15 protein-coding genes are annotated in these 21,898 nt (G+C 52.7%); 9 read left to right on the top strand and 6 right to left on the bottom strand.

Going from position 1 to position 21,898, the window contains the following annotated elements; all coding sequences use genetic code 11:
* Window positions 1-2,301, bottom strand: coding sequence for an efflux RND transporter permease subunit (locus tag SH527x_RS01775; protein WP_437192940.1), 2,301 nt, complete (start codon window positions 2,299-2,301; stop codon window positions 1-3).
* A 774-nt stretch (window positions 2,302-3,075) separates the two neighbouring features.
* Here SH527x_RS01775 and SH527x_RS01780 point away from each other — a divergent pair.
* The 3 genes from SH527x_RS01780 to SH527x_RS01790 all read left to right on the top strand — a co-directional run bounded on the left by SH527x_RS01780 (window position 3,076) and on the right by SH527x_RS01790 (window position 8,590).
* Window positions 3,076-6,210, top strand: a complete 3,135-nt coding sequence (locus SH527x_RS01780; RefSeq protein ID WP_437192941.1) for a tetratricopeptide repeat protein — start codon at window positions 3,076-3,078, stop codon at window positions 6,208-6,210.
* A gap of 314 nt (window positions 6,211-6,524) precedes the next feature.
* Window positions 6,525-7,412 (top strand): MotA/TolQ/ExbB proton channel family protein, encoded by an 888-nt coding sequence (locus SH527x_RS01785; RefSeq protein WP_437192942.1) that lies wholly within the window; start codon window positions 6,525-6,527, stop codon window positions 7,410-7,412.
* A 110-nt stretch (window positions 7,413-7,522) separates the two neighbouring features.
* Window positions 7,523-8,590, top strand: coding sequence for a mitochondrial fission ELM1 family protein (locus tag SH527x_RS01790; protein WP_437192943.1), 1,068 nt, complete (start codon window positions 7,523-7,525; stop codon window positions 8,588-8,590).
* Window positions 8,591-9,214: 624 nt separating this feature from the next.
* Here the strand turns inward: SH527x_RS01790 and SH527x_RS01795 are convergent.
* A complete protein-coding gene (locus SH527x_RS01795) occupies window positions 9,215-9,652 on the bottom strand; it encodes a (deoxy)nucleoside triphosphate pyrophosphohydrolase (protein WP_437192944.1) in 438 nt (145 codons plus the stop codon).
* 116 nt (window positions 9,653-9,768) lie between these two features.
* Here SH527x_RS01795 and mazG point away from each other — a divergent pair, with 116 nt between their 5' ends.
* The gene (gene mazG, locus SH527x_RS01800; protein WP_437192945.1) at window positions 9,769-10,659 is read left to right on the top strand and encodes a nucleoside triphosphate pyrophosphohydrolase; all 891 of its coding nucleotides are present in this window, start codon (window positions 9,769-9,771) and stop codon (window positions 10,657-10,659) included.
* Between the two features lie 84 nt (window positions 10,660-10,743).
* Here mazG and SH527x_RS01805 read toward each other — a convergent pair whose 3' ends face one another.
* Window positions 10,744-11,622: an alpha/beta hydrolase family protein gene (locus SH527x_RS01805; RefSeq protein ID WP_437192946.1), complete on the bottom strand. Its 879-nt coding sequence runs from the start codon at window positions 11,620-11,622 to the stop codon at window positions 10,744-10,746.
* 510 nt (window positions 11,623-12,132) lie between these two features.
* Between SH527x_RS01805 and SH527x_RS01810 the strand changes: the two genes are divergently transcribed.
* From SH527x_RS01810 to SH527x_RS01830, 5 genes are all read left to right on the top strand, one after another.
* Window positions 12,133-13,215 carry a DUF1559 domain-containing protein gene (locus SH527x_RS01810; protein WP_437192947.1) on the top strand — a complete coding sequence of 361 codons (1,083 nt, stop codon included), beginning with the start codon at window positions 12,133-12,135 and terminating at the stop codon, window positions 13,213-13,215.
* Between the two features lie 174 nt (window positions 13,216-13,389).
* Window positions 13,390-13,821 (top strand): carboxypeptidase-like regulatory domain-containing protein, encoded by a 432-nt coding sequence (locus tag SH527x_RS01815; protein ID WP_437192948.1) that lies wholly within the window; start codon window positions 13,390-13,392, stop codon window positions 13,819-13,821.
* Between the two features lie 606 nt (window positions 13,822-14,427).
* Window positions 14,428-14,733, top strand: coding sequence for a hypothetical protein (locus SH527x_RS01820; protein ID WP_437192949.1), 306 nt, complete (start codon window positions 14,428-14,430; stop codon window positions 14,731-14,733).
* A gap of 31 nt (window positions 14,734-14,764) precedes the next feature.
* Complete coding sequence (locus tag SH527x_RS01825; protein ID WP_437192950.1) at window positions 14,765-15,490, top strand: hypothetical protein; 726 nt, start codon at window positions 14,765-14,767, stop codon at window positions 15,488-15,490.
* A gap of 158 nt (window positions 15,491-15,648) precedes the next feature.
* The gene (locus SH527x_RS01830; protein WP_437192951.1) at window positions 15,649-16,596 is read left to right on the top strand and encodes a DUF1559 family PulG-like putative transporter; all 948 of its coding nucleotides are present in this window, start codon (window positions 15,649-15,651) and stop codon (window positions 16,594-16,596) included.
* 160 nt (window positions 16,597-16,756) lie between these two features.
* On the opposite strand, the gene SH527x_RS01835 is transcribed toward SH527x_RS01830, so the two are convergent.
* The 3 genes from SH527x_RS01835 to SH527x_RS01845 all read right to left on the bottom strand — a co-directional run bounded on the left by SH527x_RS01835 (window position 16,757) and on the right by SH527x_RS01845 (window position 21,425).
* Window positions 16,757-18,076, bottom strand: a complete 1,320-nt coding sequence (locus tag SH527x_RS01835; RefSeq protein ID WP_437192952.1) for a transposase — start codon at window positions 18,074-18,076, stop codon at window positions 16,757-16,759.
* 339 nt (window positions 18,077-18,415) lie between these two features.
* Window positions 18,416-19,249, bottom strand: coding sequence for a LolA family protein (locus SH527x_RS01840; RefSeq protein WP_437192953.1), 834 nt, complete (start codon window positions 19,247-19,249; stop codon window positions 18,416-18,418).
* Window positions 19,250-19,754: 505 nt separating this feature from the next.
* Window positions 19,755-21,425, bottom strand: a complete 1,671-nt coding sequence (locus tag SH527x_RS01845) for a hypothetical protein (protein WP_437192954.1) — start codon at window positions 21,423-21,425, stop codon at window positions 19,755-19,757.
* Between the last annotated feature and the right edge of the window lie 473 nt (window positions 21,426-21,898).

Below are 21,898 nucleotides of genomic sequence, written 5' to 3' on the forward strand. Positions count from 1 at the left end.
TCAGTCTTTGTGGCTTCCCATCGGAATCGGGGCGACATCGTCTCCCATTGGAATCCGAATTAATCCGAGGAGGCTGGGGAGCATAAACAGATTGCCGAGCAATCCGCCCAGCATCGCGAGACTGACGAGAATTCCGAAATAAATCATTGGGACGAAGTTGGATAACGCCAGCACACTAAACCCGATGATCAACGCAATATTGGACAGCAGCACTGCCAGACCTGCTCCGCCGTGAGCATAGTTAATCGCTTCCAGATGAGTTTGCCCTGCCCGACGTGCTCGCAGGTATTCTGTGACGTACATGATCGTTGTGTCGACGGTCAGACCAATCGAGACGCTGGCGATCATGGCTGTTCCGATGTTGACTGGAACATTGACAACTCCCATTCCGCCCACGACCAGAAGGAGTGGGAAGATGTTGGGAATGAGTGTGACGAACCCGATGGTGAAACTGCGGAACGCAATGATCATGCTGATGAGAATCCCGATCGAAGAGATCGCAAAACTCTCGATCTGATCACCGAGTAAACTGGAAATCATGTAGGTCAGCAGAACATACAAGCCGGACGCTTCCGCATCAGGGAAATATTTGCGAGCGGTCACTTCGACCTGATTGATCAGCGCTAATTTCACTTCGGCTGGGCGCTGCTCCAGTGAACGCAGCATGATCCGCATACGGCCCTGCTCTACGTTATAAAGAGAGGGTTCCATTTCTGGCTGCAAGTGCTGCATCATCTCTCGACGCTCATTCAGAAGTGCGTCGCGGAAGCGTGGGATTGCACGAAACAGACCGCGTTTTTCTTCTTCACTCAATGGAATTCGTGGAACCAGATCGATTCCGTCAATCAGCGAAATGACTTTGGTGAGTTTCGTCCCGTCGGCGAGTTCAAGTGCGCGCAAGTCATCGCACAGATCGCGAATTTTATCGAACGGGAGTTCATCAAACTCTTTCGGAACTTCAAACGAGACTTCCCAGGTTCCGACTCCCCCGAGATGCGATTCAAAGAAGTCGATGGCCTTTACCACTGGGCTCGATTGGCGGAAGTTCTTACTGAAATCGGTTTCAACTTTGAGCTTTGTAAGTCCATAAAATCCGATCAGTGACAGCAGCAGCGAAATTGCTGTAATCCACAACGGATGTCTGTATGACCAGAGGGAAATGCGGCCGAGCTGCTTCTCCATAAACTTCTGGCCGATCGGGGGACGAATCTCGGATTGAAGGCCTCCGATGAGGATTCCGCCGGGGATGATCAGTACGCAAAGAACCGGCACCAGAAGTGAACCAACTGCCATCATCAGAGAGAAGCTTCTGACAGGCGTGGCTCCACTGTTAAAGAGCGCGGCGAATCCGATTGCAGTGGTCAGAGAGACCCAGATCATGGGGACAATCAGATAGGCGAATGTCTTCTGAAAGGCTTCAAAGCGAGGATACTGCAATCGCATTTCACGATAGATGACCGTGATGTGCATCGTGGTCGCGATGGCGATGACTGTGATGAGCGAGGTCAGAATCGAACTGACCATGCTGAGTCGGACACCGCTGAGTTCCAGTAACCCACAGGTCCAGAGTAGCGTCGCTTGAATGATCAACATTGGCAGCAACACCCAGCGAATGTTGCGGAAGAAGAACAGGATGACCGCCATCATCAGGGCTGATGAAGCGATTCCAAGTCGCCAGCTGTCCTGATCGACATAGCGGAACATATCGAGGATCTGCACCGGTTCGCCTGCCACGTAGGCCGGGGGATCGTGCTGTGCGGCAAGGCTGCGGATCTTGGCAATCGTCTCGCGTCGGGAGATCGGGGCTGCCGCCTCGTCGAGGAGTCGCAAAACAATGCAGACAGTCTTTCTGTCTTCGCCAATCAGGATGTCTTGAGAAAGATCCGTCAACGCGCGTTCAGTCGCTGGCAATCGCAGTGCGACTCGAACAATTCCCGATGCTCTGGGGTTACGAAGTGTTTGCCAGAGGTCCTGCGTGCTTTCCGCACGTACGCCGGGAACAGCGCTTAACAGGGCAGAAAACGCTTCGATTTTGCGAAGCTCGTATTGGGCGGTTGCATCTTCCGATTCATATGCCACCAAGACGAACTCATCGCCACCAAACAGGGATTTGCTGCGCTGGTAAGCGATGAGGTGGGGATCGCTCTCGTCGTAGAGCGACTCAATCGATTCATCGAGCTTCAATTGAGAAGCAGGGCGCCAGAGAATAAGCGAAATGAGCGCTGTGGCAATGAGAAGCGACCAGCGGTAATCTGCCAGCCACTTTCCCCATTTCTCCCAGAATACGTGAGATGCCGCCATGATTTGAGTGCCGTCCATTTGGGGAAGACGGCCCCGTGTTGCTCAATGTCTTTGTGATGCAAAAGTCTGGCCGAAAACGTGGCTCACCCATTCTGAACCACGTTTAATCCCATAACAATAGTCCTCGAGGGCGAATCGGGAAGCGATTTTGACCTCTGAACTGAACATTCCGCAGAACAGGTGCTCTGCTTTTATGCGGTTTGCTTGTGGGGCATAGTGCGCAGTTTCGGGTGCGACGGGATTGGTGTCGTAAAACCATGTCATGTTACGAAATCGGTTTGGTCAGATTAATCCTGCTGAAATGGGTAACCTGAATTACGTCGGAACGTGGAATTCCGGTGTTCGATGACTGATGCGACTGGAAGTTCGTTGGTTCCTGTTCGGAACTCTGTACAATTTTGCATGAGGCACTGCAAATTTGCGGTGCAAGTGTGATCCTTCCCTGCATTTGTGACGTTGTTGGTTCTTTTTCGAACGGTCGTAGATTCGTCGGTGGGTGAGCGGTATCGGAGTCATTTGCCTGAACGCAAGTCGAGTCCTGACACACTTGCATGTAAAAACAGAACAATCGCGCTGACGTGCATTGGAAATTCCGAAGTTGCAACAGATTATGAAAATCTCATGCAGAACGCGGGTTCCAACTGTATTAGTTCACAAATGATGTTTAATGTTGATGGATGCCGAGATTGGCTAACCCGTCGCAGAAGTGCAGATGGATTGCGTGCGCTCAAGGAGGCGATGCTGGGGCTCTCACCTTTGAGGATCACGACAGAGATGAAATTGCGACATTTCGGACAGCTGGTGTTGGTGTGCCTGTTCAGTCTGGTGGTGTTCGTGCATTCGGCATCCGCTGATCCAGTGACTGACTACAACGTCGCGGTCGAATTCTATAAGCAGCAGCGCTGGCAGCTTGCATCGGACTCTTGCGAAGAGTTCATCAAGAAGTATCCGATGCACGAACGGACGCCGATGGCCCGACTTTATTGGGCTCAGGCGTTACTGCATCTCAAGAAGTACAAAGAAGCCAGAACGCAGTTCGACCAGTTTTTGACTCTTGTTCCAGACAACCCTGACCGCCCACTCGCGATGTATCGGGTTGGGGAATGCAGTTACTTTCTCAACGATGACCCCGCTGTTGAAACGCAGTTCACACAGTTTTTGAAGAGTTACCCTCAGCATGAGCTCGCCGAATGGGCCACGCTGTATCTGGGGGAAGCACAGTATCGACAGGAACGCTACGAAGCCGCGATTTCAACTTTTGAGAAGTCTCTGAAGAACTTCCCGGAAGGACGTTTGATCGATGACGTTGAGTTCAATCTGGCAGGAGCCTACGACGCGCTCGGCCAGAAGGACAAGGCGATTGAAACGTTGAAGCGGATTGCCGGGCGACCAGAGGGGCAGCGCGCGGCGGATGCTTTGTTCCAACTCGCTGCGAAATCGTTTGACCAACGCAAGTTTGATGAGGCGGCAGCCGCGTTTCAGGATCTCGTCAAGCAGCACCCACAGCATCGCCTTGTTTCGAATGCACAGCTGAATCTGGGGTATGCATTTTACCATCTTGGAAAGTTTTCCGAGGCGGTTCCTGCCTTTCAGCAGGCAGCCAAGGACCCTCAGTTCACCGTTGTGGGGACATACTGGATTGGTTTGAGTCAGAAGTCCCAGAAGGGATTCGCAGAGTCCGCAAAGACGTTGTCTGACATCTTGGCTGCCCACCCTGATGACCCGATGGCTGACAAGATTGCGTTTCAATTGGGAGACGCGGAATTCCGGCTTGGGGAATTTGCGAAAGCGGTTGGAAGCTTCGAGTTGGTGGCGAAGAAATGGCCTGACAGTGACCTCGCAGATGATGCATTGCATGCTGCGTGTGAAGCTTCGTTGCAGGCAGGAAATCTTCCGAATGCTGTTCGCCTGCATGAGCAGTTTGTCTCAGCATTTCCACAGAGTCCCCTGCTCCCGATTGAAGAGATTCTCTTCGCCCGCGTGAAGATTGCTCAGGGGGAGAAAGCAGAATCTCCTGAGAAGGCGAAACCAGAATATTTGCAGGCTGAAACTGTTCTGAACGGACTGCTGAAATCGGACTCCTCTGCTCGGGTTAAAAGCTATGCCCGATTTCAGCTCGCTCGAGTTTATGAACGGCTTGACGACAATCAAAAAGTTGTCAGCACACTGAAACCACTATTGGACGCTGCGGATGCTGCTGAGCAACCGGAGTACCTGGATGCTCGTTTATTGAACGCGAACGGGTATTTGCGGCTGAAAGAATATGACGCTGCCGCAGAGCAATACCGACTTTACCTTGATCAGGTGAAAGCGGTTGAAGATCGAATCGTTGGTCTGGCTGGTCTCGCGAGAACATTGACCGAAGCCAAGAGCTGGCCAGAGGTGCAGATTATTGTTGGTGAGTTGGGCAAGGTCGACACCAAAGGGGATCAGCTTGTTCGTGCAGCTGTGGCTGGCGGGGACGCTGCTTTTGATAATCAGCAATGGGTGGTTGCGCAATCGCTTTATCAGCTTGTGCTTGATCGCGGTGAGAGCGGCCCGTTCTATCTCTCTGCACTTTCAGGCCAGTCTCACTCCTTTTATGAAGAGAAGCGGTTTGCCGATGCTGCGAAGTCATTCGAAAAGCTGGCTGCTGTCGCTGATGAAGATGCTGCCCTGGGATCGCATGCGGCCTATATGCAAGCATTGTCTCTGCAACAGGCAGGTATGAAGGCCGAGGCGTTGAGTGCATATCAGGCGACAATTGAAAAGTTCTCGATGCGCCAAAAGCAGGAACCGCTCACTGATAAAGAATCTCCTGTCGGGATGAATGCGTACCGCTCGGAAAAAGGAGCGGCGAGATTGTCACGGGAGAGCGGAGATCGCAAGCAGGCAGATCTGTTCTATCAACAGGCATACGACGAACTGAAAAAGCAGCCTGTTCCAGAACAGAGAGAGCTCGACGTCCTCCTCAATGAATGGGCGAATCTCGCTTATTCTGCTGAAGATTTTGCTCGGGCGGACGAGCTCTATACAAAGCTGATTGCCGAATGTCCGGAAAGTCCACTGGTCTCTGAGGCGTCTTTGATCCTTGGGGAAAGCGACCGATTTGGAGGCAAGGTCGATCAGGCAAAAGCGACTTTCAAACGATTAGCCGACGACAAGAAGGTCGATGCCTTCGTTCGGCAACGTTCTCTGGTCCACCTGCTGGATCTCGCCACGGAAGATGGAGACTGGGATCAGTCACTGGCCTTGGCGAAACGAATGAAAACTGAGTTCAGTGGCGGTCCTCACTCTTTATATGCCGGTTACCGTGAAGCGGAATCGCTGCTCAAAATGAAAGAGTACGGGAAGTCTTCGGCCGCGCTGGAGGAGCTGAAAGCAACATTGCCCCAGGACCTAGCGCAGGCACCGGCGTGGTGGGGTGAGATTTGGCTGATGCAGGCGGAATGCAATTACTGGTCGAAGGATTACGCAGCTCTGGATAAGACATTGGCCGAACTGCGAGCCAAGAACCCTGCCCCGAATGTGGTGTATCGGATCGACGCATTGCAGGGGCGCGGACTTGAGAATCAGGCTCGCTTTGCGGCTGCCAGAGAGGCTTATGCCAGAGTCATCGATTCCGAAGCGGGTCGGGGAACAGAAGCGGCTGCGGATTGCCAGTTCCGGATTGCTGAATCGTATCTGAAGGAAAACAATCTCTCCGTTGCATTGAGAGAGTATTACAAAGTGTATGCAGGCTATGCTGTGCCTCGCCTGGCTTCTGCGGCGTTGTTTCAGGCAGCGAGTTGCGATGTTTCGATGAAGCATTATCCGGAAGCGATGGAAACCTACAAAAAATTGATTGCAGAGTTTCCCGAAAGCGAATTTACAGTTCAGGCCAAGGCGCGACTGAAAGAATTGGAAGCTGCCGCTCAAAAGAAGATGTGATTCGGCAGGAAATGGTTGTCGGCGGGATCCTGAACAGACGCATTGTGCCTGACCGGACGGATTCTGGGCTGCTTTCAGGGATTGAGATAGCAAAACAGGCGGTGGTCGCGTTAGTCTGCTTCTGTCCTGAGGTCGTTGCATATGATGGCAATGGCCGTTGGACAATCGGAGTCGAATCACAATCCAAATTGTGATCAACGGGCAATTCCCCTGAAATTCAAAGTGCGGCGCACCGACACCGTGTCAGGGATGAATTTCAGGGACGAACGAGTGCGGAAATGGCTGGCGACGTGTCAGCAGGGAAAATACGGAACATGTGGCAGCGCCAATCGCTTGGAATTTGTAGTCTTGTTGGGGCCTTTCTGCTGGTCCAGTTTGCAATCGTCGCCCCGATCTTTGCGCAGCCAGCACCTGTTGGTGAACCAACTCCCGCAGCATTACCGCCTGTTGCTGTGGAAGGGGCTCCTGTAGAAGCAGCGGCCGCAGGACAGAAATCCGTCATCGGAGAGAAGCCATCGTTTGCGACGATCGTGCTTCAGATGGTCCGATCGCTGAGCTATTTCAGTGTGCCGTTCGCTCTGGCGACGTTGATTGCGGTCTGGTTCATCACAGAACGTGTCGTTGTATTGCGTCGTGGCCGTGTGATTCCCAAGCCGTTTGTTGGTCGCTTCCTCAAATTGCTGGAAGAAGGCGAACTCACTAAAGAGGAAGCACTGCAGGTCTGTGAAGAGAATGGCAGCCCTGTCGCCGCTGTCTTTGCAAGTGGTGTACGGAAATGGGGGAAACCCAGCGTTGAAGTTGAACAGGCGATCATCGATGGGGGTGAACGCGAAGTCAACGTCTTGCGGACTCACCTTCGTGTGATCAATGGGGTGGCCACAATCAGTCCTTTGCTGGGACTGTTAGGGACGGTCTGGGGGATGCTGGAGTCATTCGATAAAATTGCATCGGCTGGTGCGATGGGGAATACTCAGGAACTCGCAGGTGGAATTGCTTTGGCACTGGTGACAACCGCCGTTGGACTGGTGATCGCGATTCCTTGTCTGACTGCGTATATGTATCTTGCCGGGAAGATTGATTCACTCGTCATGGAGATGGATGCGTTGGGCCAGAAAGTCGTGCAGTTGATCTCTGCTGAAGGGCTTTCAGAACGCGCGTCCAAGCCAAAGAAATCTGACGCCGCAGCGAAGAAAGCCGTCTAGTTCGGTTCGGTCTGTCATGTGGCCGTGCAGTCGCCTTTTCGAGAGGAAGAAGGCAGGTTCCCGAGTTTTCGTAATGGAGTACGTCTCTTGAATGGGTTGGGATCTGCTCAATGAAAAGCAATTCAATGGCATCAGGCAGTCCCGGGAATTCCAGTCGACAGGCTTCCTTCGAGTCTCAGCCGGGAGCGATTCTGCAGGGGCATTGCTGGGCACTGACGGAAGGGGCTGCCGGGATGATGAGTCAGGTCCGTGGACTTGCTCAGGCCATCGGGCTTCCGTATGAATTGAAGACCATTGAAATGCGGCTCCCGTGGAAGAAGCTCTGGCCGGGGATAATTCCGATTCACAATGGGATGTTTCCGAATCAGGACTGGCGGCGCTGCGATGTTCCTCCTCGCCTGGTCATCAGTTGCGGGCGTCAAGGAATGATGGGAGCCCTGCTGCTGAAGAAAGAACTCGGGGATCGAGTCTATACGGTTCATCTTCAGGACCCAAAGATCAACTCCAGGCGATTTGATCTGGTTGTTGCTCCTGAGCACGATGGGGCTAAGGGAACGAACGTCCTCTGCACCAAAGGGGCCCTGCATCCGGTGACGCCTGCCGTTCTGCAAGCCGCTGCCAACTCAACTGCTGCAGCGGGGCTTTCAGGTCTCCGGCCGGGCTTTGTTGCTGTTTTGCTGGGGGGGCCGAATAAGTGCTACGACTTCAGTGTCGGGAGCTTGGAGAAGCTTGTCGAGCAACTTAAAGCGATGGTTCAAACTCACGATGTCGATCTCGTGGTCCTGCCTTCCAGGCGTACTCCTGAAGACGTGCGACAACAATTTCTACAGGCGTTTGGGGACCGTCACTGTGTGTGGACGGGGGCGACAGAGAACCCCTATATGGCGGCCTTGGCCCTGTGCTCTCAGGCTGTCGTGACAGGTGACTCGGTGTCGATGATTTCTGAGGCGGCATCAACTGAAAAGCCGGTGCACGTTTTTCATCTGCCGGAGCGCCGGGTGTCTAAACGCTTCCGCCGCTTTCATCAGGAGTTTGCTGCTTGCGGGATCACCAGACCGTTTGTCGGAAGACTTGATCAGTGGACCTACCGGTCTCCGAATCCAACGCAACAGATCGCCGATTTCGTCATCGAGCAGCTGGTCGAACAGGATCAGTCACACTCATTGCCTGTGCGATAATTCGCGGGCGGGTTCTGCTCTTTGAATCAGGTTCTCTGGAGACATTTTTCTCATGTCTCTGGGCCGCTTTGCGTTTCGTTTGGCGGAATTTGACCGATCAGCGGAATGTTATTGATGGATTCTAAGTGTTTCACTGTATGGGGATTACGACTTCGTTTTTGCGTGTCACTGTGGCATGGATCACATACGGTTGATCAACACAAATTTTTTCCCTGAGGCCGAATTTTTTCTTGTTTCGAGCCTGTCAGATGCAACAATTTAAGTGAGGGCTGAGCAGATACGCGGCTCAGCGGGACTAATGCCTACGAGGTAACCGGATCGGCGAAGCCGGCGAAAGTAGGGTGGTTTAGTTGTAAAGGAGGTGGATTAGTGATTAATGCTTGTAGTAGCCAAACCAGAGGTGGCACTGTCTAAGACAGTCGGCGGGCTGTCCGCGGCGGCCACCTGAAGAACGGTGCCAGTAGGCACTGGCGATTGCTCGTTCTTCAGCTGATGACCTCTGTCACAGCGACTCGAGTTTTTTATAGACCAAGCTCGAGGTCAGTTTGGGCTCGGCTCTCTGAACTTCAGAGAGCCGAGCCTTTTTATTGCGCGAACATTACTGGGTGCCCATGCGCGGACCGTTCAGCTTGCCAGCATGTGTTGCTCGTACAGCTGCTTCAGGACGGGAATGTTTGCTTCCGGGAATGTGAGTTGAGGCAGGTCACGGATGGGGACCCAAGTGAAGTTCCCCAGCAGCGGAGTCTTTCCCGGTTCGATGACGCGACACAGGAAAAACTCAATTTCGACTATCCCATGTGGGTAGCTGTGTCGAGTCTGGTAGAGCGGATCGATGATTTCGATGACCTGCCCTGTTTCTTCCTGGCATTCCCGAATCGCGCACTCTTCTCCGGATTCGCCGGGCTCGCATTTGCCACCGGGGAATTCATGCAATCCAGCAAGCACCTGCCCCGCCCCGCGAACTCCAATGAGCAGGTATTCTCCACGCTTGACCACAGCGACGCCAATCCGCTTCACGTCTGTAGCACGCGATTCACTGTGATGCTCTGAAGAAGTCGTCATACTGCCTCGTCTTGTCGCATTTGAGATGAATTGTGAAGATAGCGTGCATGCCGTTTTCATGCGATATCGATCCCCGGCTAAACTGTTTCGTCTCCCTTTTGAATTGATTGTGTTCCATGTCTGTGCAGCCTCAAGGAGTTCCTCCGGCACCAGAGCCATTGGCAGAAAAGTTTGTCACTCTGTGTAATGTCATTGCCCAGCTGCGATCTCCTCAAGGGTGTCCCTGGGATCGCGAGCAGACGATGAAGTCCATTAAGCCGTACACGTTGGAAGAGACCTACGAGCTTCTGGAGGCAATTGATTCCGACGACAATGCGGCGATCCAGGAAGAACTGGGCGATGTGCTGCTACAGGTCGTGCTTGATTCGCAGATTGCGGCCGATGAAAGTCGCTTCGATATTTTGAATGTGATTGACGGGATCACACAGAAGATGATCTCCCGCCATCCTCATGTGTTTGGCGACGCCGTTGCGAAAACCGCTGCCGAGGTTCGGGGACATTGGGAGCAAGCGAAGAAAAAAGAGAAGGCGGACCGGGAGTCACTTCTGGACGGGATTCCGGCGGATCTGCCTGCATTGGCCAAAGCGGCTCGGATCTCGAAGAAGGCTGCCAGTGTCGGCTATGATTTTCCTCGACGCGAAATGCTCTTCGATAAACTACGGGAAGAGGTCGACGAATTGCTGCAGGAGTTGTACCCGGAAGGTGATGTTCCCAATATCCCGGCGAACGTCGAACTCGAACCGGTTCCAGATCTTCAATTGACCGACCCCGCAGTCCGCGATCGGGTGGAAAGCGAACTCGGTGATGTGCTGTTTGTGATCGCCAATATCGCCCGACGTTGGGGGATCAATCCGGAAGAGGCGCTCAGGCACTCGAACGAAAAGTTCTCTCGTCGGTTTCGGTACATCGAAAAAGGTCTCGCAGCGCGAGGCCGCTCCATTTCAGAGGCGACCTTGAATGAGATGGAGGATCTTTATCAACAGGGGAAACGGAACGAGCCCAAATAAATTGGGCTCGTGGAGGTTTCTCACATTTCGGTTCAACGGCTGCTTCAACAGTTGAAGGAATCCGTTGCTCCGAAGACGTGACGGCTATTTCTTTTTCAGATGCTCGTTGAACCAGTTGAGCATCGCTTCCTGAGCTTTGAGCTGATCAACTCCAGTGAACCCGTGGGCTGCTCCGGTGATTACAATCAGCTCGACGGGAACGGACTGTTCACTGAAGGCGGCCTTCATGCGTTCACTATTGCTGAGTGGGACCAGCTCGTCTTTATCACCATGAATGAGCAGAGTGGGAGCGTCATCCTTGGAGGCATGAAGGAGCGGCGAAACCGAAGCAGCCTGATCTTCCGGAAACTTCAGGGCAGGAAAGCGTTCCTTGAGCGGGAAGAACTCTTCGATCAGTGTCGGAGGAAAGATCGAGACGACAGCAGCGACACGGTCACTGACACGTTCGATCGGGTCTTTCGCCTCGGGGTTCCCATCGTTGCCTGTTGTTCCGAGCATTAACGAAAGATGCCCACCGGCACTGGCTCCAAACACGCCGAGGCGATCAGGGTCAACTTTGAATTCTTCTGCGTGCAGGCGAATATAACGGACTGCTCGACGGACATCGGCGACCGCTTCTGGCACTTTGAAGTAAGGACTGCTGCCGTGTCGAACGATGAACAGCGTGTAGCCGGCATCAACAAGCATTTCGAACTGGTTCGGAGTCGTGCGTTCCGCCCGGACAATGTTCTCGGCCGGGAACCACGTTGAGACCCAACCGCCACTGACCATGAACAGCACGCCTGCTCCGTTCGCCTTCTCTGGCGTGACGATATCAAATGTCAGTGCCATCCCGGCCTTGTGCCCATAGATGACATCGTTGCGAATCTTGAATTCCCCGGCCGATAAAACATTGGCCAGCAGCGCGATGCAGGTAATCATCACACCGCATCGACACCCGTTTCGCATTCCAGACAAACGCATTCGCATCTCCTGTGTGGTCGATAGGACACAAACTCAATGGATTCCGGTGAGTTTCAATGGAGTGTCACAGATTCGCGGGAGACGTCAACCGGGAATGCAGGTGCCAGTCTACGTCACTCATGTTTCTTCAGTAGGGTGAGCATGTGTTGTGGGAAACCTGCCCAAGCGTCATTACCCTACCGTCGCTATGCGAGGATTGCACCCAGCTCGGGAAGCCAATCATGCCATCCCGCCGTGCACCGTGTGGCATGATGTACTTTCATGTTTAACATTTATGCAATCCTGTATTGCAAGCAATTCGCTTAAATTAGCGCACGTCGTCGTGGTGGATACTGATATGATCGGCGTCTGCGATCTCGTTTGAGTGCCACAACTCTGAGTGGCATTTTACGAACTGGGAGATTTCTCCAGGAATATCGATATTCAAAGTCATTCTGCTTTAGTGCGTAATGTTTCCTTAATGAACGGGCCCTCCTCATTAATTCGACTCAGGATTTGGAGAACAAAAACATGAGCATATTGCGTCCCCGCAGCCTTCTGAGATCCACATTCCAAATCCAATCCCCTCGGGGGTCCTCTCTTCAGCGTCGTGGATTCACTCTGATTGAATTACTCGTGGTGATTGCCATCATCGCGATTCTCATCGCTCTCCTCTTACCTGCTGTTCAGCAAGCTCGTGAAGCGGCGCGACGCAGCCAATGTAAGAATAATTTGAAGCAACTCGGTCTGGCGCTCCATAACTATCATGACGCTATTAACTGTTTTCCCATGGGAAGCAGTTTCGGCGACCGTGCAAACTGGCGCGTCTTTCTTCTGCCGTATATCGAACAGTCGACTGTCTATCAGCAATTAAATCTGAATGCAGGAGGATTCTATGCGCATTCGCCCGGGTGCGATTCTGCAAATCCCACGACTCCTTGCGGATATAGTGGAAACACGGTCCTTCGAAGCCTGATGGTTTCTGTCTTTAAGTGTCCGTCCAGCCCGATGTCAGCATTTAACCATGCCGATATGGGGCTCAGCTACCAGGGCATGACGATGGATTATGCTGTCGTCACTGGTGCTATTCCTGACTCGACAATGACCAGCACCAATGCGTGTACGGGCGACCACATGTGCAACAGTTCTAACTACTGTCGGAATGGAATGTTCGTTGTTGGTGACAGCAAGCGTATGCGGGATTGCGTTGATGGAACCTCCAATACACTCATTATGGTTGAGCAGTCTGGAACGGTAAACGGGAGGTCAAGGAATTCCAACTGGCTGGGCGGCTGGTTTTCTGTTGGAAACACTGGCCCGACTACGATTGGTTCGGGGGCCGCGTTTCCTCTCACATCAGGCGGATGCTGGTATCCTGCAGGGATGACCACAATCAGATACGCTCCCAATGCTTACACTAGAATTCCGTCGTCGCCACCTGCGCAGGCAAATGCAGCCGGCTCTTTCAATACTGTGGCTAACTCGCCACATACTGGTGGAGTTAACGTGTTGCTCACCGATGGGTCGGTTCGCTTTCTTTCAGAAAACATCAACTTTCAAAGCTACCTCCGTCTTGGAATACGGGATGACGGGAACGTTATTGGTGAGTACTGATGTCGGCTGTTTTGGCTTTTGTTCCTCAACGCTCGGCCTTGATTCGCCGAGCTGTATTGGAGCCTTCGCAATAAAGCATTTCGAACTCCGTGCTCATTGATCGTTCCGGTTTAACGCTCCGCAGTATTAATGATTGTCTAGCCGCTTCAGTACTTCTGGAAGAAGATAGAACTCATGTCTCGAAATGATTTTCTCAAGACGAAGATGTCCGGAATGTGGCGACTGGGCAGTTGGTGTGTCGCATTCGGCTTTATGTTCGGATGCGGCCATGTTCCCCATTCGGATCGGCCGTCTGGTAAAGTGATTGCCGCAGTGACTTATGGTGGGACACCAGTCACGAATGGTTTTGTGAATTTCTCCAATCCGCAGACGGGACTGGGGGCAGGTGGATTGCTGGATGCAAATGGGACGACGACCATTAATGAGGTCCCAGTGGGAGACTATGTCGTGACTGTCACGCTCCCGCCGGTATCGCAAACAGACCCGAATCCGCAGCAGCAGGAGAATCCTCAGTTACCGAAGAAGTTTCGTTCAGAATCGACAAGCACACTCAAAGCGACCGTAAAAGCAGAAACGAATGAGTTGAAGTTCGAATTGAAAGAGTAATTTTTTCGCCATGTCGCGGAGACGCATGACGGGGGGCATGTTCGCATCGCGCCAGTAGGGCGAACAGGGACCGCCCCACTTCGCTCGGCATGCTCATGCTTCTGGCGCGACATGAGCATGGGACTCAAATTTCCATCTCCGGGTAACAACGCCACCTCGCCATCAATAGACAAGGGTCTTGGAACGGATGAAGATCGCGGGCGATTGAGTTGCGAGAGCGGATAGTTAAGCAGGTCTTGTTTACAGGACGGGACTTTCGGAAGGGATGGCGTTTTTGCTTCACCCTGCATTCATCTGGCCGACGATGCCGCTGCTATGACTGCGTTTGTACTGTCTGAGGATATCGTGGTATCCGAAATCCGCGGTTCAACTCATGCATCTGGCCACCCCGCCAGCGTTTCTGTGATTCATGAATGTATAATTTCCTCATGATGGGTCTTGACGGTCGCGATTGATTATCGACAATCATTTAGTTGAACGAGCACACGAGCTTCTGGAACGCCGCATTCAGTCGAGTGTGGCACCTTCATCATTTTCTTGAAAGAAGGGGTAGTCTCATGCGTATTCTCTGTCTGTATAGGCTTGCTTCCGCAGTTGGCATCTGAAGTGTCTGCTCGATTACCGGCAGTGACTCTCGCAGATAATCCGGATCCGTTGGCAGATAATACTATGCTGGCGGTCTCTGGCCTGACGAACGATATTGTTGGGACTGTTCAGGTCGAAGTGGCGAACTGGTATGAAGGTCCGATGTCGCCCCTAATGAACTATTCGAATCGTGCAGTTGACGTTATAGGGGACGCTTTCGTTGACCTCGCCTTTAAGTTTGACGGTTACGGGACGTATCACGTAATTGCCCATTCGCAGGATTGCCTTGCGGGGGATGAAGAAGAGGGTCTTGTTTCCGCCCCCTAATAATATCTAGTTTAGCTTCACTGGTGTCCCTGTGGTGTGGTTGTCATGTTGCAATCGCTTGGTGCTGGGATGCCACGGTTCTTGCGAGGCAGCCGTCGGGAGGTTTGTCGCGTTTAGCGGCTTTCTCTTCCTTGAAAAAACCTGCTCTGACCTCAAGGGGATGTTTGTGCGCCGAGTTTTATTTGTCGCCATCATTCTTATGGCGGTCGTCGGCTTCTGGGTCTTTCGTCCGAAGCCGAAAACGCATACGCAAAAACTGGCCGAAGCGAAATTTGCGCGGCCGACGACGATTGACACACAGCTGGCAGAGGGACTTCAACTCAAGCTGGGCGATACGGACTGGCTCAATGAGACACCCACGGTTAGTTGTGGGGATCAAGTGGACATCAGTGTAACAGTGCCCAAAATTCGCTTCAATTCTCGTTTGAGCAAGGTGAATCTTCGGGTTGTGCCGCGGCTGGCCGACCGTCCCGACAGCGATTTTAGCTGGCACAGTTTTAGAACTGATACAGATCTGGGGTTGAAGGGCAATCAGTCGCTCAGGTCGTATCAGATTCGTGTTGCACCGGGAAATTACCAAGTCCGGTTTTACATTGAAATCGGACCTAGGGATCTGGAATCGGGGGAACTCCCACGCGTGTCGTATATTGGAACTGGACGCCTGATTGTCACTCCCCCCGCCGATGGTTCAGAATGCAAGGGGAGTATTCCGAATAAGAGCGGGAAAGGAACATTCTCGGTCAAAACCGGGACTTGATCATCTTTAGACTTAGCAGTCTGTTAAAAACAAACACTGATGCCAATACTCGCGAAGTAGCGGAATTCAGAATTCCCAACATTTCGAGAGTTTGCGGTTCGACATTAGTTTCGCCCATTTGTTCTCAACAGGCTGTCAGGACATGAATGAGGTGTCAAATGCTGATTCACCGGCGGAGCGCAAGTGTCGGAAGTCCGTTCGCTTGTCAAGGTTTTACGATGATCGAGGTGCTGGTCACGATCGGTATCGTCGGCACGTTGCTTTCCATCCTGATCCCCGCCGTTCAACATGCCCGGGAATCGGCACGGCGGATTGGCTGCACTTCAAATTTGCGACAGATCATTCTCGCCTATCACGAAGTGGAAGAGAGTACTGGCCGGTTTCCGGGACTCAATCGCGGGGATATCGGCCCGACGGGACTTGAGCATTGGCATATCGAAATACTGCCTTATCTCGAAGAGATCAAACCATCCGTCGACAGAAAGACCGGACAGGTACTTAGGTCTCCCGGTCCAATTGCCACATACGCCTGTCCCAGCGATCCCTATGCGCAGGGAACAGCAGGAGCATTGGAATCCAGCTATTACCCTAACGTAGGACGAAGTCGGGAAATTCGAGATGGGTTCTATAAGACTCAGGAGGGCGGTCCCATACGTGCGGCGGATGTCACCGACGGTCTTTCGAATACCGCAGCGTTAAGCGAGCATCTCGCGCTTCCTGGGGGAGAATACACGGCTCGTCAAGAAAATCGATTCGATGACCCGATTTTCGCACGCAGGATTGTTCGCAAATTCTCCACGACCACAGGCGACCTGAACACCTTCGCGGATCAATGTCAGACCCAATCAGACGTGCCCCTGGTCGCCGTTTATAGCGCTGGCCAATATGATCATGTACAGACGCCAAATAAACACAGTTGTTGGAATCGGGCTGACGGCGCCCCAATTTTAATGACACTGGCTGCGTCCAGCATGCATGGCGGCGGTGTCAACGTTGCCATGGGAGACGGAGCGGTGCGCTTCGTCAGCGATTCGATCGACCGCCACATCTGGCGAGCCCTAGGGAGCCGGAATGGATCAGAAAGAATCGAAGATCTTTCATTTTAAGCCCGGGGTTCCAAGGAGAGGTCAGGGCTTGCGTTTTTGCTTCACCCAGCATTTATCCTGCCGACACTGCCGCAATAATTTCATCCGTACTTCTCGTAGAGGTACAGCACTCGGCGATACATCTCTTCTGGCGGGGTGGCATGTAACGCCGTCCACGAATTTATCCTGTGTTTTCTGTGGTGAGCTGTTGTCCTCCTTTGTTTCGAAGTTGTTCCGTCAGCGTGCGGAGTCGTGGCGGACTGGTTGGAGGATCATGCTTCTGACGTGGCCAGCTGCGGCTGTGTTTGCTGCGGTGACGGACATAGCAATCACGAATTGCTAATCCGAGTTCCTGTAGCCAGGATGTGACCTTAAATGGGCTGTGAAGCACGCGACGCAATATGCGGCGGGTCCTGGTTCTCGCATGAGCTGGAGACCACAGTTGCAGATCGACTTTCGATTTCACAAGCTCACGATAGCTTAGCAGTTGCTGTATCCAGAACCCGAGCATGGTGCTGATCTGCTCCGCCAGCACAGTCCGGGGAACCCGGCTTCTCCAGCGGGAGCGTTCGCAGGTCTGCTTGAGGCTGCGGAACAGCACTTCGATTTTCCAGCGCTGCTGGTAGAAGCAGCCAGCCTGTTTGCGGGTCAGGCGTTCTGGCTCCAGGACATTCGTGACCAGGTAGATCGTCCGGTTCCGCTTCTTCAGGGCAATCAGGCGAAGTGGCAGTGGCGGATGAGTACGCAAATGAGAGGGCCAGAGCCAGACGATCTGACCTTCGCGAAACATCCTGGTTCCCCACCGTTCTGCCAGCAATGTGATGTTCCCTCCGACTCGCAACAAGAACGAAACCCCGGAATTCATCAGGCGGACGCAGAGTTCGTAACCGATCAGACCGGCGTCGGCGACAACCAGACTCCGCGGCGGAAGATCCCGGGACATCTCCTCCAGATGACGTCGTTCACTCGCTGTCCCCGGCCCCAAACGGAAGTCCCAGAGTGCATTCGTGCCCAGATGCAACAACGCGGTCTGAAAGACCTGCGGAGCGGTTTTCACCTTGCCGGCCCGTTTGAGTTCGAGTTCATTCTCCTCCGTTCGGGGAGCCTCAAAACGTGATCCATCGGCAGCGAAGACCACCCCGTCGGACGTCTTCCAGCGCTCCCCGGCCAATCGCTGCACTTCGCCTTGCAGGTGTGTGATCAGAGGAGAGAGCATCCGCGGCATCCACCGGGCGAGCGCTTCCGCATATCCGGTATAGGAAGCAGGGATAAAACGGGAATTGAGCATGCTTGCTAATAACTCACGCACCGCTTCAAACCGGGATGTTAATAAGTTCTCTTCCCGCCAGCTCATTAGGGCCGATGCCAGTAACAGACGCTCTGGAGTCCACCAGGTATTTCCATGCACAGCAAAGTCGACAAACACACGGGAAGGGATCAGCGATTCGATCGCCTCAGGGATCGTTTGCGAGTATGCTGCAGTCACTGGCCTCCGTGCCATGTTCGAGTCTCCTGTTTCGGGCTGAGTGTGGTAACCCAATCCGTACTTGAGACTCGAACTTTCTGGCAAGACCAGACTTACGCCAAACTCAACGCCACATCAAATTCGTGGACGGCGTTAGGTGGCATGTTCGCATCGCGCCAGCAGGGCGAACATGGATCGACCCACTTCGCTCGGCATGCTCATGCTGCTGGCGCGACATGAGCATGGCACACAAATTTGCATCTCCAGGTAACAATGCCACCCTGCCACCCGGCGCCCCAGCCACCCCGCCATGGCACACAAATTTCCAAGTCAGGGTAACAATGCTATCCCGCCACTCAAATCAAACTGCGTCAATCATTTCTGAATGGTCTCCCTCGGCGATAATCCTTTTTTTGTCCAGATATCAGGATTAAATTGCACTGAAAAGTCAGGTTTCTCTAGCTCCAGTATCACTAAGTTTAAGTCATCCCTTGTCTCGACATCTTTCATGAATGATGTGTACATCTTGACTTTGCTGGGAATCCAATTGTCAGCTGCCACGTCGTCGAACGTCGACTCTGCAACATATTGAAAGATCAGTTTCCCTTTGTTGTTATCGTCGAAGATTGATTTCACATACTTAAACACACGAAATGGAGGACGATCGTCCATTTCGAACCGAATTCTTTGCGAAAACCTATCGGTTAGCTCAATTGAAACGGAGCCTCTGCCGCTTTGGTCGGACATCGGTCGCAGTTCAATGTCCTTAGCTGAGTGGAATGCCAAGTTTTCATGTAGTGTCAAGTCGCTGTACAACCCCGTAGAGATCCCAATAGACCGTGGATCGAATATCACGAATTGTGCAGTACGCTCGCTAGGGGAAATTGAGGTCGTCTGGCCACGTCCGTCGTAACAATGCAATTTCTTTCCGTCGAACACTACTACCGCACCCTGTGGTCTCGAGGGAGTTATTCGATATTTCTCCCCTTCGGATTCAATAACTAAATCACAGTTCCAGAATGATCCGACTTCAGGACTTGTGACCTTACCCTTTAATAAAAATGGGCGGGTTGATAGGCGTGAGGCCTCAAGTTGGCGTAGAATCGCGACAGCTTGTGAGGAAGAGGTTTCATCGCCCTTGATGATGCCGTCCTCGAATATCTCTACCAGAAAAAATGCCAGAGTTACGCAAAAGATCCTTCGAATCATCTGTAGCCTCCTAGATCAGCAGATCTGTTCAACATCGGAAACTTGAACTGTCAACGTCTATCAACATTTACTAAGAGCGTCCAGACAAAACTAATGTTGGCGAGATTTGAGGAAATGGAGAAGCGACTGTAAAGCAGGCTCCCGCATGCCTTGAGGTGTGAGCGAAATCGCGTTGAGGTGGTTTCAAAACCGACTGCTGCATGGATTTGGGAGGGCGAAGCTCCTGCTGAGCCGCATGAGTGACGATGCGGTTCGGCAGGAGCCTCGCCTTCCCGGTTGTGAAACGACTTCTTATTTCCCATTCACTGTAATTGGCCTTTGTGACTGAAAATACGGTGTTGGCGGGGTGGCATGTTCGCATCGCGCAAGCAGGGCGAACATGGACCGACCCACTTCGCTCGGCATGCTCATGCTGCTGGCGCGACATGAGCATGGCACACAAATTTCCATCTCCGGGTAACAATGCCACCTCGGCACTTGGCGATGCATCTTTTCTGGAATTGCTCTACAGTTGGCTTTGGTCGTAGCGCGATGCAATGATCTGTCCGAGGAGACGCACGAAGCCTTCGTCGAAGCGGCAGGTGACGCGACAGCCGCTATCGGTTGGGCGGACTTCGATTCGCAGGGCGTCATCTTCTGGCTTCATGGCCCCATTCATGACTTCGAGTCGTCGTGCTTCTCTCGGCGACCTCCCTTCTCCGGTGATCTTCAACCAGGGAACGGTTCGCAAGATCAGCTGGAATGGCGCAGATGACGTTGTTCCTGCTGCGGCGCGATTCGTTTCCATCTTGTCGATGGCAGACTCCAGTGATGGGAGGGTTCCCCCGCAACCGAGTCCAATCCACAACACGTTGTTGCTGACGGCGAAGTAGATGTCCGGAGCTCCACCATAAATTTTCTGGACATTCGCAGGTGGGGCTCCTAGACGTAAGCGGCTGAATTTGACGCTGTTGTATTGGTGAACGTCCATTTCGATTTGGACTTTGTCGCTGTGCTCGGCCATCGTTAGAGCGGCATCGCGAATGGCACTATCCAGCGTTTCTGCACCAACGACCTTAAGGCCGTAGAGCAGAACGAACTCGTTATCTCGATAAGGAATGAACTGGGAAATCATGTCGATGTGACCGGCCTCGACCGTCGACTGTAATGTTTTGAAAAGACTGTCAACAGATGCCGTACTGTCTGCGGGGAGTTTTGAATTCAGTCCAAGACGCCCTGCTTCAAGATATCCGTTGAGTGCAGTCTGCTCGCGCTTGTCTGCATTCCACGATGCAGAAATCTGAAGCGGATGACGGTCGCCCAGTAACGGGGTGAAGATTGAAGGTGTTCCGGAGATGCTGGCGAGATACTTTGCGAACTGGCTGTTGTCTGCCGCATCAATTTTGAGTTCAAGCACCGCCTTGCGTCCATCTTCAGCAGAGTCGATGCCGATCGTCAGTTCTTCTCCGTCTTTGATCAGTTGTTCAACGAACTGCATTGAACTCACGCCACTGGCGCGACGAGCTTGATAAGAGGCGTCGGATTCGTGATCACGTTGTTGCATCTGCGCTGCTGATTGCTGCGCGAGATAGCTGGCAAACACTCCGCGCATCAACGGCGGAATGCTACGCAAAATCAAAGAAAATGAGACGTCGTATCGGGCTCCCAAGGCCCCTACGACTTTCTCTGGATTCGGGATGGTGACTTTATCAAAGAAGTCACTCTGCCCATCGACAAACAGTGCGTAGTTGTCTCGCAGTATAAATTGCGATGCAGGATTATCTGGTTTTCCGATTACGTAGTGTCCCTCGCCTTTGGGGCTGACCGGTTCCCCTGTCAGTTGGAGCGTCGCCACAAATTCATCTTCCTTCTCAACGGGAAGAAACGGGACGAAGACCGGCTGGGGCGGCAGGCCGGCACTCAGGAAGACCATGATTCCGATATTGCGCTCACGATCAACCCCTTTCAGGTCGCCAGCAGTTGACCCGATGAACCCGAGAATGACTTCGGACATATCCGGACGTCCGGCGATCTCGAACATTCGGGTCAGGTCATTCAGTCCCCTTTCGACGCTGCCGAAATTCCAGATGCCGATCGGTTCGATTGTGGGACGAACAACGGCATCCTGAGCATCAGCGCTGGAACAAAGCAGGATGAACGACAAAACTAGATGGGCCAGCCGCGATTTGAGTCGCATAAAGTCGCCGTTTCGCAACTAAAGTGCATGTGATTGAGGACGCCTGCAAATGCAGATCCTGAGATTCTCTGTTCAAAGCGAAGCTTGATTCGATTCCGACAAGTGCGATCGATACCGTAGAAGACTCAGTGCGTTACAGGACGGATTCGTGAATGGCACTTCACAACTCGTTTGACTTACGCTGCCATGACTGAGTTCGTTGGGCAACTTCGCGAAGGAATGAAGGTATCGCTCCCCGATCATACCCTGAATCAGGTAGAACGGTGTCATTGAGCTGTTAGCGGGATGACAGAATTTTCATGAACTCTTCGATGCGGTACTGCGCTTCGCACAAAGAATTCAACACCGATGTTGTCTACGAATCGAGAACGTTGACTGCGAGTCATGCGGTTCGCAACAACCGCCTGAAAGAGAGATAGGAAAGCAAAGAAATGGGCAGCCACATTAAGCCGACTGCCCTCTTACTGTATTTT

It is taken from the genome of Planctomicrobium limosum, from assembly GCF_051465645.1.
In the GTDB taxonomy this organism is placed as follows: Bacteria; Planctomycetota; Planctomycetia; order Planctomycetales; family Planctomycetaceae; genus Planctomicrobium.

Bases quoted from the DNA above. Each gene is read 5' to 3' on its own strand.
- SH527x_RS01815 (WP_437192948.1), top strand. From the start codon at position 13,390: ATGTCTCGAAATGATTTTCTCAAGACGAAGATGTCCGGAATGTGGCGA.
- SH527x_RS01840 (WP_437192953.1), bottom strand. From the start codon at position 19,249: ATGATTCGAAGGATCTTTTGCGTAACTCTGGCATTTTTTCTGGTAGAG.
- SH527x_RS01785 (WP_437192942.1), top strand. From the start codon at position 6,525: ATGTGGCAGCGCCAATCGCTTGGAATTTGTAGTCTTGTTGGGGCCTTT.
- SH527x_RS01845 (WP_437192954.1), bottom strand. From the start codon at position 21,425: ATGCGACTCAAATCGCGGCTGGCCCATCTAGTTTTGTCGTTCATCCTG.
- SH527x_RS01790 (WP_437192943.1), top strand. From the start codon at position 7,523: ATGAAAAGCAATTCAATGGCATCAGGCAGTCCCGGGAATTCCAGTCGA.
- SH527x_RS01780 (WP_437192941.1), top strand. From the start codon at position 3,076: ATGAAATTGCGACATTTCGGACAGCTGGTGTTGGTGTGCCTGTTCAGT.
- SH527x_RS01830 (WP_437192951.1), top strand. From the start codon at position 15,649: ATGCTGATTCACCGGCGGAGCGCAAGTGTCGGAAGTCCGTTCGCTTGT.
- SH527x_RS01795 (WP_437192944.1), bottom strand. From the start codon at position 9,652: ATGACGACTTCTTCAGAGCATCACAGTGAATCGCGTGCTACAGACGTG.
- SH527x_RS01835 (WP_437192952.1), bottom strand. From the start codon at position 18,076: ATGGCACGGAGGCCAGTGACTGCAGCATACTCGCAAACGATCCCTGAG.
- SH527x_RS01810 (WP_437192947.1), top strand. From the start codon at position 12,133: ATGAGCATATTGCGTCCCCGCAGCCTTCTGAGATCCACATTCCAAATC.
- SH527x_RS01805 (WP_437192946.1), bottom strand. From the start codon at position 11,622: ATGCGTTTGTCTGGAATGCGAAACGGGTGTCGATGCGGTGTGATGATT.
- mazG (WP_437192945.1), top strand. From the start codon at position 9,769: ATGTCTGTGCAGCCTCAAGGAGTTCCTCCGGCACCAGAGCCATTGGCA.
- SH527x_RS01775 (WP_437192940.1), bottom strand. From the start codon at position 2,301: ATGGCGGCATCTCACGTATTCTGGGAGAAATGGGGAAAGTGGCTGGCA.